This window comes from Pseudomonas sp. BF-R-01, assembly GCF_019946615.1.
Lineage (GTDB): Bacteria > Pseudomonadota > Gammaproteobacteria > Pseudomonadales > Pseudomonadaceae > Aquipseudomonas > Aquipseudomonas migulae.
The window spans coordinates 170,221-188,876 of sequence record NZ_JAGYFX010000001.1 but is presented as its reverse complement, the minus strand read 5'-3'; the positions used below and the strand labels follow the sequence as shown (position 1 = coordinate 188,876).

The window sequence follows — 18,656 nt, the reverse complement described above, 5'->3', positions numbered from 1 at the left end:
GGGTTGGCGTGTATTTTTTACGCCCGCTTTTGGAGACCCAGATCTTAACCGCGGTGTTTTTTATTCAGGCATCGTCATTCGCGATGTGTCATTCGCGAACAGGCACTATCTGCTGCAAGTCTGAGGATCGCATGATGGGTACAACTACCCCATTGTTGTGCCGCCCGAAATGCAAACGAATCCATCAACACATGCACCACTGTCACTGTTCGAGAAAATCTGGCGAAGTCACACAGTTCTGGAGCAGCAAAGCGGTCAGACGCTGCTATACATTGATCGCCACTATTTGAGTGATGATCTGCCGCCCGAGTCATTTCACACGCTGACACGTCGCAATATACCTATTCATCGCCCCGACGCCACGGTGGCGATGCCGGATCATTACGTCTCCACACGCAGCTCATTGCTGGATGATGTCGTGGACGAAGAACGTCGTGACATGATCATCGGCCTTCAAGCCCAGGCTGCACGCAATGGGATTATTCATTTTGGTCTGGGGGATGAACGCCAAGGCATCATCCATGTAGTCGGGCCCGAACAGGGGCTTAGCCTCCCAGGAATGACCGTGGTCTGTGGTGATAGCCACACTTCTACTCACGGCGCGCTCGGTGCGTTCGGGTTTGGTATTGGTGCCACTGAAGTCAGTCATGTTCTGGCGACACAAACGCTCTGGCAAGTAAAGCCGTTGTCGATGCAGGTCAACTTCATGGGTGACTTGGTGTCAGGCGTGACGGCCAAAGACCTTGCATTGGCGTTTGTTCGACAGGTCGGCGTGGCGGGCGCTACAGGTCACGTCATCGAGTACTGCGGTGCGGCTATCGAGAATTTATCCATCGAAGGACGAATGACGCTATGCAATCTTTCGATCGAAGCGGGGGCTCGGGCTGGCATGGTTGCGCCAGACGCCAAAACGCTGAAGTACCTGAAGTCTCGCCCCTTCGCGCCGTCCGGCAACGATTGGGACGTGCGCAGCGCAGCCTGGCTTGAGTTGCGCAGTGACCCGCAATCAGCCTTTGATCGTGTCGTTCAGATCCGAGCGGACGCTGTTCAACCCATGGTCAGTTGGGGCATAGACCCGTCCCAGTGCTGCGCAATCAACGAGTGTATTCCAGCGCTTGAAAGTGCAAAGGATGACCGCCACAGGCACTCGATTGAAAAAGCGCTGGCCTACATGGGGCTGGAACCAGGCCAAGCGATGAGTGGTTTACCAATCGACAGGGTTTTCATCGGTTCGTGCACCAATGGCCGAATCGAAGATTTGCGACTTGCCGCGAGCGTCATCAGGGGACGTAAGGTCAAGGTGCCAACGTTAGTCGTTCCAGGCTCCGGTTTGGTCAGGTCACAGGCAGAAGCCGAGGGGCTCGACCAGATTTTTCTGGAGGCCGGTGTCGATTGGGGCACTCCAGGGTGCTCGATGTGCCTGGCGGTCAATGGCGATCAAGGACGAGCAGGGGAACGCTGCGTTTCGACCTCCAACCGGAATTTCGTCGGACGTCAAGGAGCAGGTGTGCGTACGCATCTGGTCAACCCGGGCACAGCTGCTGCGGCAGCGATCACTGGTTGTCTGATCGATTATCGGGAGGTGCTCGTCAATGACTCCCTTTGAACGGGTTCAAGCGATCGCGGTTCCCATGCCCGACGCTGATATCAACACCGATCAAATCGTCCCCGGGCGTTTTATGCATAAGCCAAGGGATGACTACGGGCGCTACTGTTTCCACGACTTGCGCTTCGATCCTCAAGGTGTCCCCATCGTTGACTTCGTTCTCAATCGTCGAGAGTTCGCCAGTGGTTCGATCCTTGTTGCAGGACCGAATTTCGGCTGTGGCTCGTCACGGGAACACGCGGTATTTACCTTGGTGGATTACGGTATCAGAGCCATTCTCGCACCGAGCTTTGGCGATATTTTCTTTATTAACTGCTTCAAGAACGGTTTGCTGCCGGTAGTTCTGCCGGAGGCATTTATCTTCGGTTTGTTGGCAGACATCCAGCAGTCGCCCGGTTGTGAAGTCACTGTCGACTTGCCTTCCCAACAGGTGACGACGGCAAACGGACATATCGCACGGTTCCAGATCAACAACTTCTACAAGGAATGCTTGCTAAAGGGCCTGGATGAGGTGGAGTTCACTTTGACCTTGCGCAGTGCAATCGAGCGTTTCGAGCGTACCCATCAACTTCCATCCATCGTTGAAAGTGAGACTCCCAATTGAAAATTGCAGTCATGGGCGGAGACGGTATCGGCCCTGAAGTGACCCGTCAGGCGGTTAAGGTGCTACGAGCGCTGGAGAAAAAAGGGTTGAAACTCGAGCTTTCCGAACACCTTGTCGGGGGAGCCGCCTACGATCAATTGGGGCATCCATTACCGGAGCAGACGCTTGAAGCCGCGCGCACGGCTGATGCAATTTTGTTCGGTGCCGAGGGAGGCTTTCAGTATGAGACGCTTCCTCGGGGTTTGCGTCCGGGCGATGCCTTGCTCAGCTTACGCAAGGAGCTTGATCTGTTCGCCAACTACCGCCCCGTCATCACCTTCAAGGAACTGGCTGGAGCCTCATCCTTCAAGGCGCACATTATCGACAACCTGGATCTGCTGCTTATCCGTGAGCTGACCTCGGACCTCTATTTCGGCGAGCCGCGTGGGGTTCACATCGAGCAGGGCATGCGGGTCGGTATCAACACGATGCGCTACACCGAGTTTGAAATTGCACGGATTGTTCGGGCAGGGTTTGAGGCCGCACGGATGCGAAACCGTCGACTTTGCTCGGTTGACAAGGCCAACGTCCTGGAAAGTATGGAACTGTGGCGGACTGTCGCCGAGGAGGTTGGTCAAGAATACCCTGACGTTGAGCTCAGTCATCTGTATATCGATGCCGCAGCGATGGCTTTGGCTCGCAATCCAAAGCAATTCGATGTGATCGTTACGGGCAACCTGTTCGGAGACATTCTGTCTGACGAGGCGTCCATGCTCACAGGCTCCATTGGCATGCTGCCCTCGTCATCGCTGAATGCCAAAGGCAAAGGGCTGTATGAACCCGTGCACGGTTGTGCCCCGGACATTGCAGGTCAGGACATTGCCAACCCACTGGGCTCTATTTTGTCGGTTGCCTTGCTTTTGCGTCAGGGAGCCCATTTGCCAACAGCCGCGATCAGTGTCGAGAACGCAGTACGCAGGGTACTGGCGGACGGTTTACGGACAGCTGACATTTTCGAGCCTGGCTGTATTCGTGTCGGTACCGAGGATATGGGAGATGCGGTTGTAAACGCTCTTCTCGGTTAATCAATGCTTCATGTGCAACCAAGAGGCGAATACGTTCGCTAAAACAAGAAATGCCATTAGCTTCGACTGCCAGCCTTAAACCTAACGAAGGGGATGACCGATGAATTTTTCAAACTCTGGTGCAACGGGTAAACGTTGGGCCGCGCGCTTTCTTACCAGCGCCTGCGCTGTATTCACTGCAGTCATGGCGAGTACCGCGATGGCTGGGGAGAAAACGACACTGACGGTTTATACGACGCTTGAGAAAGAGCAATTGATGCCCTATCAGCAAGCATTCGAGAGTACCCATCCGGACATCAGGATCGCTTGGTTACGTGACAGCCCTGGCATCATCCTGGCGCGGCTTATTGCCGAGAAAGATTCGCCCAAGGCCGATCTCTTATGGGGGGTGCCAGCCATGCACATTCTGGCGCTCAACAATATGGGCATGATTGAACCTTACGAGCCCAAGGGCTATGAGAACCTCAAATTGCGTTTCCGTGACACTGTCAACAAACCACCGGTGTACACCGGCAATGAGGCGTGGATGACGGTGATATGTTTCAACACGGTCGAGGCCGCCAAGCGCAATTTGCCTGTACCAACGTCATGGAGTGATCTGGCGAATCCTGTCTACAAAGGCCAGATCACGATGCCAAATCCGGTCTCTAGTCAAACGGGCTACCTTGGGGTGAATCATTGGGTGCAAAGCATGGGCGAGGACAAGGCCTGGACCTTTATGGACAACTTGCACTCGAACATCGCGCAGTACACCCATAGCGGCTCCAAGCCCTGCAAAATGGCAGCTACAGGGGAGTTTGCCATCGGTATCTCCACTGATATCACCGCGCCTCAACTCAAGAGCAAGGGCGCTCCCATCGACATCATAGTGCCAACGGACAAGCTGGGCTGGGACCTTGAATCCACCGCTATCATGAAAGGTACATCCAAGCTCGAAGCCGCCAAGCAAGTCGCTGACTGGATGACCACCAAAGAGGCAAACGAGCAGTTCAACAAATTTACGGCAGTGGTCTCGCACCCGGCAGTCAATAATGTACCGAAGAATTATCCGGCCAACGCTGAAGCAATGATGGCCGAGGACGATGTGTCGGTGGCTGTAGCCAATCAGGCCAGAATCACTCAGGAGTGGATCAAGCGTTACGACGGAAAGTCCGAGCCGAAATCCAACTGAGTGCTTTGCGACGACGGGCTTCAGGTCCGTCGATTGCCTGCGTCGATACGCGTTGCAGCGGATCGTTCCGACCACTTTTGAAAATGAATTCTGATATGACTATTACTCAAACAGGTCAGTTGCTGGCGCTCTCGGGCATTTCCAAGTCTTATGGAAAAATCACGGTGTTGCGTGACATTGATCTGTCGATCGCCGATGGTGAATTTGTTTGTTTCCTTGGCCCTTCCGGCTGCGGCAAGTCAACATTGCTGCGCATCATCGCCGGGTTGGAAACACAGACCTCCGGGCGGTTGAACAAGAAAGGCCAGGACATCACCCATATGCCGGCCGCATTGCGCGACGTAGGCATCCTGTTTCAGTCATACGCGTTGTTTCCAAACTTGAGTGTGCATGACAACGTCGCTTATGGACTGGTCAATCGACGTATGAAAAGGGCGGATATCAACGTTCGAGTCGATGAGTTGCTAGCACTGGTCGGCTTGCCAGGTACAGGCGCAAAACTGCCCGGGCAACTTTCCGGTGGGCAGCAACAACGCATCGCGTTGGCTCGCGCGCTGGCTCCCTCACCCAGGGTGTTATTGCTCGACGAGCCATTGTCTGCGTTGGATGCCAAGGTCCGCGTTCATTTGCGTCAGCAAATCAAGGAACTGCAAACCGAGCTTAAGCTGACCACGATTATGGTGACTCATGATCAGGAAGAAGCGCTGACGATGGCCGACCGAATTGTGGTCATGAATCATGGGGTCATCGAGCAAATCGGCACGCCGACACAGATCTACCATCAACCGTCTTCACAATTCGTAGCCGACTTTGTCGGCAAGATGAACTTCTTCGAAGCCCGTAGTGTTGGTCAGCAAAGGGTTCAAGTCGGCAGCAGCATCCTTGCGATCAAAGCTCCGGAGCTGGTTTCGGGAGCAAGCGTGACCGTGGGAATTCGACCCGAGGACGTCTGTTTCCGCTCCGTGGCCGAAGGTGACGAGAATTCAATCAGGGGGCAGGTTGAGGAGGTCGAGTTTCTCGGCTCTCTATGGCGAGCAGTATTGAACTGTCCGGAGTTTGGCGACCAACTGATCACGATTGATTTTCCCAGTGATGAGGTGCGCCGTCTCGGCCTGACGACGGGACAGGAAATACTCATCGCTCTCAAAGCCGAACATTTGCACCTCTTCCCAGGAAAACCGATCGGGGGTGGCCTGTGAACGCGCGAGTTCCGGTAACAATGCTAGGCGGCAACGGCGGGGCAGGTGAACCCAGGGTGCTCTATTTGTCGGAGCGCTTGGTCGGGTTCTGTCTGATGGCAGCACTATCGCTGGTGGCACTGATCCTGATCGGCTTACCGATTTACTCCGTTCTTTCAAAGAGCCTCCAAAACGCCGCCGGACAATTCGTTGGTCTGGCCAACTTCATCGAATACATAAACAACCCGGGGTTGCGTCAATCCTTTAGCAACACGCTGATCGTGTCAGGGTTGACCACTTCAATCACCTTGCCGTTGGCATTTCTCTACTCGTTGGCATTGGTACGCAGTCGATTGCCGTACAAATCCCTGTTCAAAGGCATTGCGTTAATGCCGTTGCTGGCACCATCGCTTCTGCCGGCAATTGCGTTGACTTACATGTTCGGTAATCAAGGCTACATCCGGTCTTGGCTGGGTGATGAGTCCGTCTATGGAGTGATCGGCATTGTCATGGCGCAGGTTTTCTACTGCTTCCCTCATGCCGTACTGATTCTCTCGACAGCGCTAGGCCTGTCCGATGCCCGCGTTTACGAAGTCGCTCACACGTTGAACACTCGCCCACTGAGAGCGTTCTTTACCATTACGTTGCCGTCCGCGCGTTATGGTCTTATCAGTGCAGCCTTCGTCATCGTCACGTTATCAATGACCGACTTCGGTATCGCCAAGGTAATTGGTGGCCAGTTCAATGTTTTGGCGATCGATATTTACAAACAGATCATCGGCCAGCAGAACTTCCAGATGGGGGCGGTCGTTGGTGTGGTTCTCCTGATTCCGGCACTGCTGTCGTTTATGATCGACAGGATGGTGCGGCGTGGGCAGAAATCCTTGCTCACCGCGCGTTCAGTGCTGTACCAACCTGAGATACGCCCGATATTCGATGCGGCGATGCTCGTACTGACCGTGCTCGTGGCAGCGGCGATCCTGGTTGTCGTCGGCACGGCGATCTTCGCTTCGGTGATCAAATTCTGGCCCTACGACATGAGTCTTTCTCTGGGAAGTTACAACTTCGCACAGTACGACACTCTGGGTTGGGGGTCTTACCGAAACAGCTTATTGGTCGCCACTTGGGTTGCTGTGATCGGTACTTCCCTCGTATTTACCGGTGCATATCTAGTTGAAAAACTGAAAGGCGTCGATGCAATGCGACAGGTCCTGCATTTTCTTTCGATGCTACCTTTGGCGGTGCCGGGGCTGGTGCTGGGTCTTGGTTATGTATTCTTTTTCAACAATCCCGGTAATCCGCTTTCGGCCATCTCCAGCAGTCTGGTGCTTATGATTTTGTGCTGTGTAGCCCATTACTACACAGTGCCGCACCTGACGGCACTAACCGCACTGCAGCAAATGGACAGTGAGTTTGAAGCAGCCTCTTCGTCACTGGGTGTGCCGTTCTGGACTACGTTCAGACGGGTTACTGTGCCTATCTGCCTACCTGCAATTCTTGACATCACGACTTATTTTTTCGTGAACGCGATGACCACCGTGGCTGCAGTTATCTTTTTGTATGAGCCATTAAGTATGGTTTCTTCGGTAGCAGTGGTTGCAATGGATGACACCGGTGACACAGCGGCGGCCTGTGCAATGGCAGTGATGGTATTGGTTACCTCAGCGGGGATTAAGATACTTCAGTCGATACTGGCGACAATACTCACTCGCAAGACACAAGCGTGGCGAAACGTTCGCGAGGACTGATTGGCGAAATTACCGTCGGCCAGTGAGGTGCTGGAACATCAACCGAGTTGCAACCGGTTGCTGTTCCAGGTCGCGAACGCAGATCTTGTAATAGCGGTCGACCCAGCTCTCCAGCAGGCTGATGCTTTTTACCCCCCCGTCGGCAGACAACCGTGCGGCATAGCTGTGCGGCACGATTCCAACACCCAGCCCAGCCTCCACCATGCGGCACACGGCATCGTAACCGGCCACGCGCATATGAGTCCGTGGGGCCAGCCCCAGCTGTGCGGCTTGGCGCAGCAACAACGATTGAATCGAACTGGTCGCTTCCTGCTCGATCATTTCGTAGTCCAGCACATCGCAATAACGTACTGATTCACACGACGCCAAGGCATGACCTGCGCCCACCACCGCGACCAGTCGGTCTGAGTAACATGGGATCACCTTCAGCTGCCCCGTAGGAATGTCATCCCAGAAAATTCCGATATCGGTGGACCCTTCCATCACGGATTGCACTGTAGTCTGGCTGGTCGCCGCTGCCAGATCGACACGGATGTCCGGATACAGGGTGGAAAAGCTCTTCAGTTGATCTGGAAAGTAACCGAACAATGCCGATTCACTGGCAAGTAGCCTGACAGTGCCGCGCACGCCGTCGGCATAATCGAATATATCCGCTTCCAGTTCCGCCAGATTGCGCAGGATGGTGCGCGCGTGGCTCAGCATCGCCAGCCCGGCCGGAGTCGGTTCAACTCCCTTGCGATGACGGTTGAGCAATTGTGTCTGAGTGGCATGTTCAAGATCAGCGATACGTTTACTAACAGCTGATGCGGCAATGAACTCCCTCTCGGCCGCCTTGTTGATGCTCTGTTCCTCGACAATAGCCACGAACAGTTTGAGTGTGACGAGGTCCAGTCGAGACATTAGGTTGCCGTGCAGCCGCGCGCGCGACAGCGGCAGTTTCTGTTGCTCGAGCGATGTCTTGTTTGAGGGAGTACCCGGTGTATCGGACATAGTAAGCCTTCACCGTATGCATCTGTTTTATGGGTTTTTCAAAGTATCAAATCCCTCACCACATGCGTAGCCTGATTGCTGTTTCGTGAAAAAGGAGCAGGCGGCGCTGGGTTTTGGGTAATCAGCAGGAGTGACGACTTCGCCATGTCGAGGCTGGGCTCAGAACAAAAACGCATGGACTCAGGTCTATGCGTTTTTTTGGTTTCTGTGCTGACGCAGAAGTGTCACTCGAAGTAGATGGTCTTGGCCGAATCGTACGCCGGTGCATCGAAGCTGATGAACAATGCAGATTGCTTGCCTTCGACGTAATACTTGTGGGGGACATTCTGCGGGATGGAAACGTAATCGCCTGTCTTGAGGATGCGATCTTCAGTCGGGGTCACGACCCGTGCACTGCCACTGAGAAGAATCAGCGAGTGATCTGCGTCAGGGTGACTGTGGTTTTTCAACTCGGAGAACATCTCCACAAGATTGACACGCTTTTCCGGCGTCTTGATCAGGGTCCAGCCTCGGTCACTGGGTTCATTCCAGCCGGGTGGACTAGCCATTACCGCTTGTTGCTTCTTGACGACGGGCGTGGGGCCATTGGTTGGCGCGGATAAATCGACGACAGAGGCCTTCGCCATGTCAATGGTGGGCACATCAAAACTTAAGAGCAGGACTTTCTCTTTATCCAGCGGCGTCATCTGATAGGCCTGTCCCGCAGGTATGGCCACGTAGTCGCCGGCTGCCAGGGCCACTTCCCGATCCGCGAAGTGAAACTGAACGTTGCCTTGCAGCACGATCAGCGTGCGCTCGCCCACATCATGCTTGACCACCGGCGTTTGTCGATCGAGTTGTACCAGGGTCGTGCGCGACAGAGCGGTTTTGTGCATTTCCCAGATGTGCTGGCCCAGCAGCGTTTCGTTCGCCGGGCCGCTGATCAAGTCATCACGTTCAACCAGCAGCAATTTATCGCTGGCGAACACTGGCGATGAAAGCAATAACACTCCGCAGAACAACCGTAACTGTCGGGCAACCGGATTGAGACTGAGCATTTTTATACCTCTTCTTCGAATGATGTCGCTTTGGGGGAGTTGGTGTTCAGCAGTGGATTCAGCCCGCTACGCAGCACCCGGCTGTGCAGTTCGCGACCGAGAGCAGCTTCACATTCGGCTGCCACGTCGAGCAGGCGGTCCAGGTCGATACCGGTGCGCACGCCCATTGACTCCAGCAGGTTGATCCAGTCTTCGGTGCTGACGTTGCCGGTGTGTCCGCCGCCATACTTGACCTTGGCCGGATGACCGCCGACACCCCCGAAGGCGCAGTCGTAATGGGTGACCCCGGCTTCCAGCGCCGCGACGTAATTCACCAGGCCGGTAGCGCGGGTGTCATGGAAATGAGCGATCGGAGTGATCTCGGGAAAGTTCGCCAGCACCGCACTGAACAGGCGTCTGGTGCTCTGTGGCGTCGCAACTCCGGTGGTATCGCCCAGGGTGACGAACTTCACCCCGCGCCTGGCAAACTGTTCAACATCCGCCAGTACAGCGGCCTCACTGACGTGCCCTTCGAACGGACAGCCGAATGCCACGGAAATCGTGCCGATCAGGCGGAACCGATTGAGAGCCTTTTTGGCCATCTGCTCTATGTTCAACCATTGATCTTCGCGGCTGCGCTTGAGGTTTTTCAGCGAGTGCGACTCAGAGGCGGATACCAGCAGGCTGATTTCATTGGCGCCGTGGCCGGCGGCGAAGTCGCTGACCGCTCGCTCCACTGCCCGCACGTTGGCGCAGGTCGCTTTATAGAAAATCCCGGCACGCCGCTGCAGCGTCGCCAGCAGCGCGCTGGCGTCGGAAAATTGCGGAATCACCGCAGGATTGGAGTAGGAGGTTGCTTCGATCCTTTGAAAGCCGATTTGGGCGAATCGCTCCACCAATTGGCGTTTTATCGGCGTCGGCAGAAAGTCCGGTTCGTGCTGCAGACCGTCGCGGGCGAAACATTCACACAGGATGACGTCTCTCATTGGGGCCTCAGAGGTGATCATGAAACATGGTTGACATGGTGAACTAAATTTACGAGTATATGGTTGATAGTGTCAACCTGTTGCTGTGTTTTTCAGTGCCGCTGATGCAGGGTCGATACCTGTGCCATCGCCTGCGTCCAATGACCTTTTCCGAGGAGTGATCCATGTACACCGACCTGTTGTTTTACATCGACGGCCAATGGACTGCCGGCAGCTCCGGCAACACGGCGGTTGTTCTCAATCCGTCGACGGGGGAGACGCTTGGGCAATTGCCATTGGCTTCGAGTGAAGATCTCGATACCGCATTGGCCGCCGCGGCCAGCGGGTTCGCAACATGGTCAGCGATGTCTGCTTTCGACCGCTCGGGCATCTTGCGCCGCGTAGCCGCGCTGGTACGTGACCGCCATGCACTGATGGCCGAGTGCATGACGCTGGATCAGGGCAAGCCGCTGGCAGAATCGACCATGGAAGCCAAAAGCGCGGCGGACCACATTGAGTGGTATGCCGAGGAGGGGCGGCGGGCCTATGGTCGTATCGTGCCTTCACGTAACGCAGCCGTACGCCAATTGGTGGTGCGCGAGCCGGTAGGTCCGGTAGCGGCTTTCACCCCGTGGAATTTCCCGATCAATCAGGCGGTGCGCAAGATTGCAGGAGCGCTGGCGGCGGGTTGCAGCATCATCATCAAAGGGCCTGAGGAGGCACCCGGCGCCGTGATCGAGCTGGTGCGCTGTTTTCACGATGCCGGTGTGCCCAAGGGCGTGTTGAACCTGGTATTCGGTAATCCGGCGCACGTCTCCGACTACCTGATTCGGTCACCGGTCATCCGCAAGGTATCGTTCACCGGCTCGACGGCCGTGGGCCGGCAGCTCGGAGCCCTGGCGGCGACGCATTTGAAACTGACGACGATGGAGTTGGGCGGCCACGCGCCGTTTATCGTCTGCGCGGATGCCGATGTGGAAGCCGCCGCTGCGTTGGCCTGCACCCTCAAGTTCCGCAATGCCGGACAAGTGTGCGCTTCGCCCTCGCGCTTCTATGTGCATGACGACGTGTTCGATCTGTTCTCCCGGCGATTTACCGAACTGGCAGTGCAGTTGAAGGTGGGCGACGGTTTCGACCCCAGCAGTCAGATGGGGCCGTTGGCGAATGCCCGGCGCTTGATGATGGTTCAAGAGTTGATCGCCGATGCTCGGGATCTGGGCGCCACGGTGCTGACCGGCGGAAATCGCATCGGTGGCATCGGGCATTTTTTTGAACCGACGTTATTGACCGACGTGCCTGAACAGGCTCGACTGCTCAACGAAGAGCCGTTTGGTCCAGTGGCGCCGTTGTTGCGTTTCAATGATCTGGACAGCGTGATCGCGCAAGCCAACAGTCTGGAGTACGGGCTGGCTGCGTTTGCATTCACCCGCTCATTGAAAACGGCCACCGAGTTGGGCAATCGCCTGCAAGCGGGGATGGTCTCGATCAATCACTTTGGTTTGGCCCTGCCGGAAACGCCATTCGGCGGCATCAAGGCCAGTGGTCACGGCAGTGAGGGTGGGACTGAAGGGTTGGATGCCTATCTGACGACCAAGTTCATCAGTCAGGCGGGTGTCTGAAATAGATCAAAATGACCCCAGGGACGGGGTGCATGGCGCAATGGGGAGTCGCTTGATCCCCGGCCTTACAGCGTTGTCGCAAGGCAACCCCGAGGCCGCCCGGCCCACGAATACCGGGCGGTCCTGGGTTTGTTGGCGTTATCAGTAGCGAATCATCACCGACTTGAGTTCGGTGTAGTCATCGATGAACGCGCTGCCAAACTCGCGACCGACCCCCGAAGATTTATTGCCGCCGAATGGCACCGCAGGATCGAGCAGGGTGTGCATGTTCACCCAAACCGTTCCGGCGTTGATGGCAGGTACCATGCGCAGCGCCTTGCCCAGGTCGTTCGTCCAGAGGCTGGCACTCAAGCCGTAAGGCGTGTTGTTCATCAATTCCAGTAGCTCTTCTTCGCTGTCGTAAGGGAAGAACGTCGCAATCGGACCGAAAGTTTCTTCGTTGAGCAGCGTGTCGTTGACCGTGTTAGCGAGGATCACCGTAGGTTCGACGTAGCAGCCTGGGCGGTCGATAAGATTGCCACCGTGAATGATGGTGTTGTTTTCTGCTCGAGCTTTGGCGAAAAACTCGCCGAGTTTAAGTTGATGCTGGCGATTGGTGACCGGGCCGAATTCGGTGCGCTCATCCAGTGGCGAACCGATGTTCAGCGCGCTCAGGCGTTGGGCCAGTTTGTCCATGACCGGATCGATCTGCGAACGATGGACGAAGAAGCGCTCGGCGGCGGCACAGATTTGCCCTGAATGCAGGAAACCAGCTTCGATGATGCCGTTGACCGCCTTGTCCAAATCTACGTCGCGCAGGAAACCCGCGGAGTTTTTCCCGCCAAGTTCCAGTGTGGCGCGGGTCAGCCCCGCAGCCATGGCGCTCTGGCCGACGGCAATACCTGTCGGCACCGAGCCGGTGAACGAAACCTTGTCAGTGCCTGGATGTTCGATCAGGCCTTTACCCACCAGACCGCCACCGGTCAATACGTTCAGGGCACCGGCAGGCAGGCCGGCTTCGATGGCCAGTTCGGCGATCCGCAGAATGGTCAGCGGGGTGAATTCGCTGGGTTTGATGATGATGCTGCAGCCGGTCACCAGCGCCGAGGCGAGTTTCCAGATGGCGATCATGGTCGAGAAATTCCACGGCACGATACCGACGACCACGCCGACGGGTTCGCGAAGGGTGAAGGCGGTATAGCGTTCGCCAGCGAAGGAGGGCAGTGACGGGGTGATGGTCTGACCGTTGATCTTGGTCGCCCAGCCAGCGTAGTAACGCAGAAAGTGTGCGGCCTGGTCGACTTCGAAGGCCCGGGAAATCTGGATGATCTTGCCCGATTGGCAGGTTTCGATCTGTGCCAGTTCTTCGCGGTTTTGCTCCAGCAGATCGGCCAGTTTCATCAGCACGTTTGCGCGAGTCGCCGGTGCGACCTGGGACCAATGCTTGAAGCCGCGGTTGGCCGACGCCACTGCCGCATCGATATCGACTGAATCTGCGTCGGCTACTCGGGCAATGACCTGGCCGGTGGCGGGATTGATCACCTCCAGCGTCTGGCTGGAATGACCCTGAACGTAGCCACCGTCGATGAACAGCGCATGGCTTCGACTGAGGAAGGCTTCAACTTGGGGCAGCAGTGGAATATCGCTCATGGGGTTTTCCTGGTCGCGAATAAAGAAAAGCCCGAGGTTAATCCATGGGCTCCAGGCTGGCTTGACTGTGGCTGCCGGAGCCTATGTCTGTGGCTGCCAGAGCCTGTAAGGATGTGTTCGGCAGGCTGGGTCCATCGTCTTTGAAAAGTACAATCTTGGCTCTGGAAGGTGCATTTTCTACCCGGATGGGTGTCTCCATACTGGCTCTGCATCCAGCGCCATTCGGCGATTTTTCGAGGCGCCTGGACATCCAATAATAAGCAGGGCCATCTATGAAAAAGCCAAACCCGCTCCTTGAAGACCTGAAGTCCATCCTGCCGACCATCGCTGCAAACGCCTTCCAGGCGGAGCAGGATCGCAAGGTCCCCGATGAGAATATTGCGCTGCTCAAAAGCATCGGTTTGCACCGTGCGTTCCAGCCGAAAGCCTTCGGTGGCATGGAGTTATCGCTGCCCCAGTTTGCCGATTGCATCGCCTTGCTCGCGGGGGCCTGTGCCAGTACTGCCTGGGCCATGAGCCTGCTCTGCACCCACAGTCATCAATTGGCGCTGTTCTCGGCCGAGTTGCAGCAGGAGGTCTGGGCCGATGATCCGAATGCCACCGCGAGTAGCAGCATCGCGCCTTTTGGCCGCACCGAAGAAATCGAAGGCGGTGTGCTGTTCAGTGGTGAAATGGGTTGGAGCAGCGGCAGCGACCACGCCGAGTGGGCTATTGTCGGTTTCCGGCGCAAGAACGCTGCGGGCACTCAGGACTACTGCTTCGCAGTTCTGCCGCGCAGTGATTATCAGATTCGTGACGACTGGTTCGCCGCCGGCATGAAAGGCAGCGGAACCAAGACGTTGATCATCGACAATGTGCGGGTGCCGGAACACCGAATCCAGAAAGCCAAGGACATGATGGAGGGCAAGTCCGCAGGCTTCGGTCTGTACCCGGACAGCAAAATTTTCTACTCGCCGTACCGTCCTTACTTCGCCAGCGGCTTCTCCACCGTGAGCCTGGGTGTGGCCGAGCGAATGCTTGAAGTGTTCCGCGAAAAGACCAAGACCCGCGTGCGTGCTTACACCGGTGCGGCAGTCGGTGCCGCGACCCCTGCGCTGATGCGTCTGGCCGAGTCGACTCACCAGGTCGCCGCAGCCCGAGCCTTTCTCGAGAAGACCTGGCAGGAACACGCCGACCACAGTGAACAGCAGCGGTATCCAAGTCGCGAAACCCTGGCGTTCTGGCGCACGAATCAGGCCTATGCCACCAAAATGTGCATCCAGGCCGTGGATCGGCTGTTCGAGGCCGCCGGTGGCAATGCCTGGTTCGAACATAACGAGATGCAGCGCCTGTTCCGCGATTCGCACATGACAGGTGCCCATGCCTACACCGACTACGACGTCTGTGCACAGATTCTCGGCCGCGAACTGATGGGTCTCGAGCCCGATCCGAGCATGATCTGAACCCGCCTTCATAACAACAATCAGGACTGCTCATGGAAGCAGTCCGGGAGTCTTGCATGACTGATAACAGCATTCCCGCAGCCACTGAAACCACCTTCGACCCGCGGGCGTTTCGCCGGGCACTAGGCAACTTCGCTACCGGGGTGACCGTGGTGACGGCCGCCACCGCCTCCGGGCGCAAAGTCGGGGTGACCGCCAACAGCTTCAACTCGGTGTCCCTCGATCCGCCTCTGGTGCTGTGGAGTATCGATAAACGCTCCAACAGTCACGAAGTGTTTGAGCAGGCCAGCCATTTTGCGGTCAACGTACTGGCGGCGGACCAGATCGATCTCTCCAACAACTTCGCCCGCCCCAAGGAAGATCGCTTCGCCGAGATCGAGTACGAATCCGGGGAGGGCGGCTCTCCGGTATTCGCCGATTGCTCGGCGCGTTTTCACTGCGAGAAGTACCAGCAGGTGGACGGTGGCGACCACTGGATCATGATCGGTAAAGTGGTGGCCTTCGACGATTTCGGTCGCTCGCCATTGCTGTATCACCAGGGCGCGTACTCCATGGTCTTGCCTCATACCCGCATGACCAAGCGCGATGAAAGCCAGTCGCCGAGCAGTCATTTCCAGGGACGCCTTAGCCACAACTTGTACTACCTGATGACGCAGGCAGTGCGGGCTTACCAGTCGAGCTATCAGCCCCGGCAGTTGTCCACCGGTCTGCGTACCAGCGAGGCGCGGATGTTGATGGTACTGGAAAACGACGCCAGGCTGAGTCCCGGCGACCTGTTGCGCGAGGTGGCGATGCCGGTCCGGGAAATCGATGAAGCGATAGCCAATCTAAAACGCAAGGGGCTGGTCAACGATGATGACAGTCGCGTCAGGTTGACCGCTGCGGGTATCGAGCAGACAGACGATTTATGGGCCATCGCACGGGAGCAGCAGGACAAGGTATTCGGCGATTTCAGCGACGAACAGATCGAAGCCTTCAAGTCGGTATTGAAGACGCTTGTCAGCCGCCGTTGATCCTTCAACCATTTCTGCGGCGCTCGAGGGCGCCGTTTGCATTCATGGCAGGCAGGAGCAAACAGCGCTGCAGCGTCGTACAAGCAATTCTTTTCAGCTTCCTATCAGATCCAGTGCTTAGACTCGATGAACAAAGGACGGGCTGATGTTTTTCAAGAAACATAGACAGATGCTTGAACTCGCTGAGGCTTTGCGCTGCCTGCTGGCCGACGAGGCTTTTGAGGTTAAGGGGCTTGGGGCTTGCCCGCAGTTGCAGACGTGCCTGGATGAGTTAGTCAGGCAAAGAGCTGAGGTTGCGCATCGACGGCTGACCGCCGAGTTGCAGACCCGGGACCTGAGCCTGCAACTGGAACGCAGTGAACAGTCGCTTGCCGAGCTTTGTCAGCAACTGGAGCAGACACGGTCTCGTGAGCAATCACTCGAAGTCGAATTGAGCCGTCACGTTCTGGATTCCCGTCAACACGAGCAGGATGCGAAAATCTGGGATCTGTTGCAGTCAACGCTCACAGAAGGTTGCTGGGACATCAGTGTGGTCAACGGTGATGTCCAGGACCCTGCCAGTTGCATGCGCTTTTCCAGGCAGTTCCGCCTTCTCATGGGCTACGGCCCTCAAGAGTTGCCCGACGGCTGGGATGCACAAGTCGGGATCACTCATCCTGATGACTTGCCAAAAATCATGGCGATCTTTGATCGTGAGATTCTCAGTCCGCGGGGCCGTGGCGAGTATGTCTTTGAGTACCGGATGCGCCATAGGACCCGCGACTATATCTGGTGTCGCGAGCGCGGTCGTGCGGCCCGTGACGAACAGGGACGTTTGACCCGGGTCATCGGTGCAGTACGCGACATCAGTGATGAGCGTTCAGCCAGGGAAACCCACCGTCAGATGCTTGAGCAGAATCAGGCGACCTACGGGCAAATCGCAACCGTCGTGAGTGTCATCAAAGGCATTGCGGACCAGACGAACCTGCTGTCGCTGAACGCCGCGATCGAGGCTGCAAGGGCAGGAGAAATCGGGCGAGGGTTCTCGGTGGTGGCCGACGAAGTCCGAAAGCTGGCGGAAAGTACCCGCCAGGCCACGCATCGGATTCAGACCATGTTGCTTGAACACAAACAGTAGTTTGGTTCAGGAGCTGCGCAATGCAGCTCCTGAAGGTCATCAGAACGGTACGGCCAGGGTTAGCTGGCTGTAAACGTTGGTGCCATTGCCGCCCACCTGATTTCCACCGTTGCTTTCATCTTTGTTCGGCTTGTACAGGCCCAGCAGTGGAGTGACGATCAGGTGCTCGCTCACAGCCCATTCGGCGTACAGATCCAGCTCGCGACCATCAAGGTTCAGTGCGTCGCTCTTGTGCAGTGTCTTGTAGTCGAAGAACAGCGCTCCGACCGTCACCACGTCGACCGGTTTGACCTTCAATGCGACATGTTGGACCGAGGTGTTGCTATTGAAGGGGCCGGAATAGTTGGACGCCACTTCACCCTGGAACCAGGTGCCGTAGCCGCGGTTGAAGCCGTTGAACATCGAGTCCCAGTTTTTCGAGTAACGGCTATAGCGGTAAGTCAGGTCGGGCGACCAGGGCAAATCAGCAAAGGTGTAGCCGGCTTCGGTGTACCAGGCTTTTTCGTCGCCGGCGTCCTTGTCCTGCCAGGCATATTCGAAAGCAAAGTGGGCGTTTTCTATCCCGGCATTGCCCGTGCCGCGAAGGCTATAGATGTTCATACCCTCGCGTTGCTTCTGGAAGTCGCTGGCGTAGCGATCGTCAACGTCTATGCCGTGGATGTAGGTCAAGCCCAGGGTACCCGGTTGAGCTGTGTATTCCAGCGTGCCTGCGGCCATTTCGGTGTTGGCTTGTGAGCGATTGTTGGACTTCATCCACATCATGCTGCCGTGTACGCCGTCTTTGCCCCCCAGGCGAACGACGGCAGTCTCGTCGAAAGCATGCCGAGCGGCCAGGTAGTACGCTCCTCCTCGATTGAGCTTACCGTCGGCAGGCCCCTTGCCAAAATTCAGGCCATCATCGTTGATGATGAAACCGTCGCCGAGGGTGATGATCTGGCGGCCGAACGAGAGGTCTACGCCGTCCTTGCCCAGGACTGGAAAGAGTTCGCCTGAACGCCATCCTGCAAACGCTTCGTCGAATTTCGTGGTGCGCTCGGTGCCATCCGTAATGCCAGCAGCATCACCGTCTCCCCATGTGCCCGAACTGACTAGATTGGCCGTGCCATACAAGCTTCCTGCATTGCCGAGAGTTTGATCGATACTCAGTCCATACTTGATAAAACCTTCGCGCCAACTGGAGCCACCGGTGGTGCCGTCATAGTTTTTCCGGCTGTTAAACATCCCGTAGACAGCCAGGAAGTTGCCTGTGACTTTAGTGTCTTCATCGGCGTAAAGCTCGTAGGCGTAGGCGGACGAGTTGGCGGTCAACAGCGCGACGCCCAGGCCAATGGCCTTGGAAAGCGATCGTGTTTTCAGCGTTTGCTCCATTATTACGTTCCCCAGCATTATTGGTCGAGGGCGCATTAAGATGACTGGGAGCGCGGGAAGTCTTTGATCTGCGTGCCACAGAATTGACTCTGCCGGCCAGGACGTGCTCCTTGGCAGACAGCAACA

The 18,656-nt window shown here is 56.5% G+C and carries 15 protein-coding genes; 10 read left to right on the top strand and 5 right to left on the bottom strand.

What is annotated here, in order from left to right; translation table 11 throughout:
* The first annotated feature begins 169 nt into the window (after window positions 1–169).
* The 6 genes from leuC to KGB27_RS00915 all read left to right on the top strand — a co-directional run bounded on the left by leuC (window position 170) and on the right by KGB27_RS00915 (window position 7,371).
* Window positions 170–1,606: a 3-isopropylmalate dehydratase large subunit gene (gene leuC, locus KGB27_RS00940; protein ID WP_223552526.1), complete on the top strand. Its 1,437-nt coding sequence runs from the start codon at window positions 170–172 to the stop codon at window positions 1,604–1,606.
* Window positions 1,593–2,210, top strand: a complete 618-nt coding sequence (leuD, locus tag KGB27_RS00935) for a 3-isopropylmalate dehydratase small subunit (RefSeq protein WP_223552525.1) — start codon at window positions 1,593–1,595, stop codon at window positions 2,208–2,210. The genes leuC and leuD overlap by 14 nt, the downstream gene beginning before the upstream one ends.
* An 11-nt stretch (window positions 2,211–2,221) precedes the next feature.
* Window positions 2,222–3,274, top strand: a complete 1,053-nt coding sequence (gene leuB, locus KGB27_RS00930; protein WP_223552780.1) for a 3-isopropylmalate dehydrogenase — start codon at window positions 2,222–2,224, stop codon at window positions 3,272–3,274.
* 100 nt (window positions 3,275–3,374) lie between these two features.
* Window positions 3,375–4,445 (top strand): putative 2-aminoethylphosphonate ABC transporter substrate-binding protein, encoded by a 1,071-nt coding sequence (locus KGB27_RS00925; protein ID WP_223552524.1) that lies wholly within the window; start codon window positions 3,375–3,377, stop codon window positions 4,443–4,445.
* Between the two features lie 95 nt (window positions 4,446–4,540).
* Complete coding sequence (locus KGB27_RS00920; protein WP_223552523.1) at window positions 4,541–5,644, top strand: putative 2-aminoethylphosphonate ABC transporter ATP-binding protein; 1,104 nt, start codon at window positions 4,541–4,543, stop codon at window positions 5,642–5,644.
* Window positions 5,645–5,739: 95 nt separating this feature from the next.
* Window positions 5,740–7,371: a putative 2-aminoethylphosphonate ABC transporter permease subunit gene (locus KGB27_RS00915; protein ID WP_263290010.1), complete on the top strand. Its 1,632-nt coding sequence runs from the start codon at window positions 5,740–5,742 to the stop codon at window positions 7,369–7,371.
* A 9-nt stretch (window positions 7,372–7,380) separates the two neighbouring features.
* Here KGB27_RS00915 and KGB27_RS00910 read toward each other — a convergent pair whose 3' ends face one another.
* From KGB27_RS00910 to KGB27_RS00900, 3 genes are all read right to left on the bottom strand, one after another.
* Window positions 7,381–8,361: a LysR family transcriptional regulator gene (locus KGB27_RS00910; protein WP_223552522.1), complete on the bottom strand. Its 981-nt coding sequence runs from the start codon at window positions 8,359–8,361 to the stop codon at window positions 7,381–7,383.
* A gap of 224 nt (window positions 8,362–8,585) precedes the next feature.
* Window positions 8,586–9,398 carry a cupin domain-containing protein gene (locus KGB27_RS00905; protein WP_223552521.1) on the bottom strand — a complete coding sequence of 271 codons (813 nt, stop codon included), beginning with the start codon at window positions 9,396–9,398 and terminating at the stop codon, window positions 8,586–8,588.
* A gap of 2 nt (window positions 9,399–9,400) precedes the next feature.
* On the bottom strand, window positions 9,401–10,363 hold the full coding sequence (locus KGB27_RS00900; protein WP_223552520.1) for a hydroxymethylglutaryl-CoA lyase: 963 nt from the start codon (window positions 10,361–10,363) through the stop codon (window positions 9,401–9,403).
* 164 nt (window positions 10,364–10,527) lie between these two features.
* On the opposite strand from KGB27_RS00900, the gene KGB27_RS00895 reads away from it, so the two are divergent.
* Window positions 10,528–11,961 (top strand): NAD-dependent succinate-semialdehyde dehydrogenase, encoded by a 1,434-nt coding sequence (locus tag KGB27_RS00895; protein WP_223543012.1) that lies wholly within the window; start codon window positions 10,528–10,530, stop codon window positions 11,959–11,961.
* A gap of 141 nt (window positions 11,962–12,102) precedes the next feature.
* Here KGB27_RS00895 and KGB27_RS00890 read toward each other — a convergent pair whose 3' ends face one another.
* Complete coding sequence (locus tag KGB27_RS00890; protein ID WP_223552519.1) at window positions 12,103–13,590, bottom strand: aldehyde dehydrogenase family protein; 1,488 nt, start codon at window positions 13,588–13,590, stop codon at window positions 12,103–12,105.
* Between the two features lie 272 nt (window positions 13,591–13,862).
* Here KGB27_RS00890 and KGB27_RS00885 point away from each other — a divergent pair, with 272 nt between their 5' ends.
* The 3 genes from KGB27_RS00885 (at window position 13,863) to KGB27_RS31430 (ending at window position 17,162) form a co-directional block, all read left to right on the top strand.
* Window positions 13,863–15,032: a p-hydroxyphenylacetate 3-hydroxylase oxygenase component gene (locus KGB27_RS00885; RefSeq protein ID WP_223552518.1), complete on the top strand. Its 1,170-nt coding sequence runs from the start codon at window positions 13,863–13,865 to the stop codon at window positions 15,030–15,032.
* A gap of 56 nt (window positions 15,033–15,088) precedes the next feature.
* Window positions 15,089–16,045, top strand: coding sequence for a p-hydroxyphenylacetate 3-hydroxylase reductase component (locus KGB27_RS00880; protein ID WP_223552517.1), 957 nt, complete (start codon window positions 15,089–15,091; stop codon window positions 16,043–16,045).
* Window positions 16,046–16,214: 169 nt separating this feature from the next.
* Window positions 16,215–17,162, top strand: coding sequence for a methyl-accepting chemotaxis protein (locus tag KGB27_RS31430; RefSeq protein WP_411736688.1), 948 nt, complete (start codon window positions 16,215–16,217; stop codon window positions 17,160–17,162).
* Window positions 17,163–17,201: 39 nt separating this feature from the next.
* On the opposite strand, the gene KGB27_RS00870 is transcribed toward KGB27_RS31430, so the two are convergent.
* A complete protein-coding gene (locus KGB27_RS00870; RefSeq protein ID WP_223552516.1) occupies window positions 17,202–18,530 on the bottom strand; it encodes an alginate export family protein in 1,329 nt (442 codons plus the stop codon).
* Window positions 18,531–18,656 lie beyond the last annotated feature (126 nt).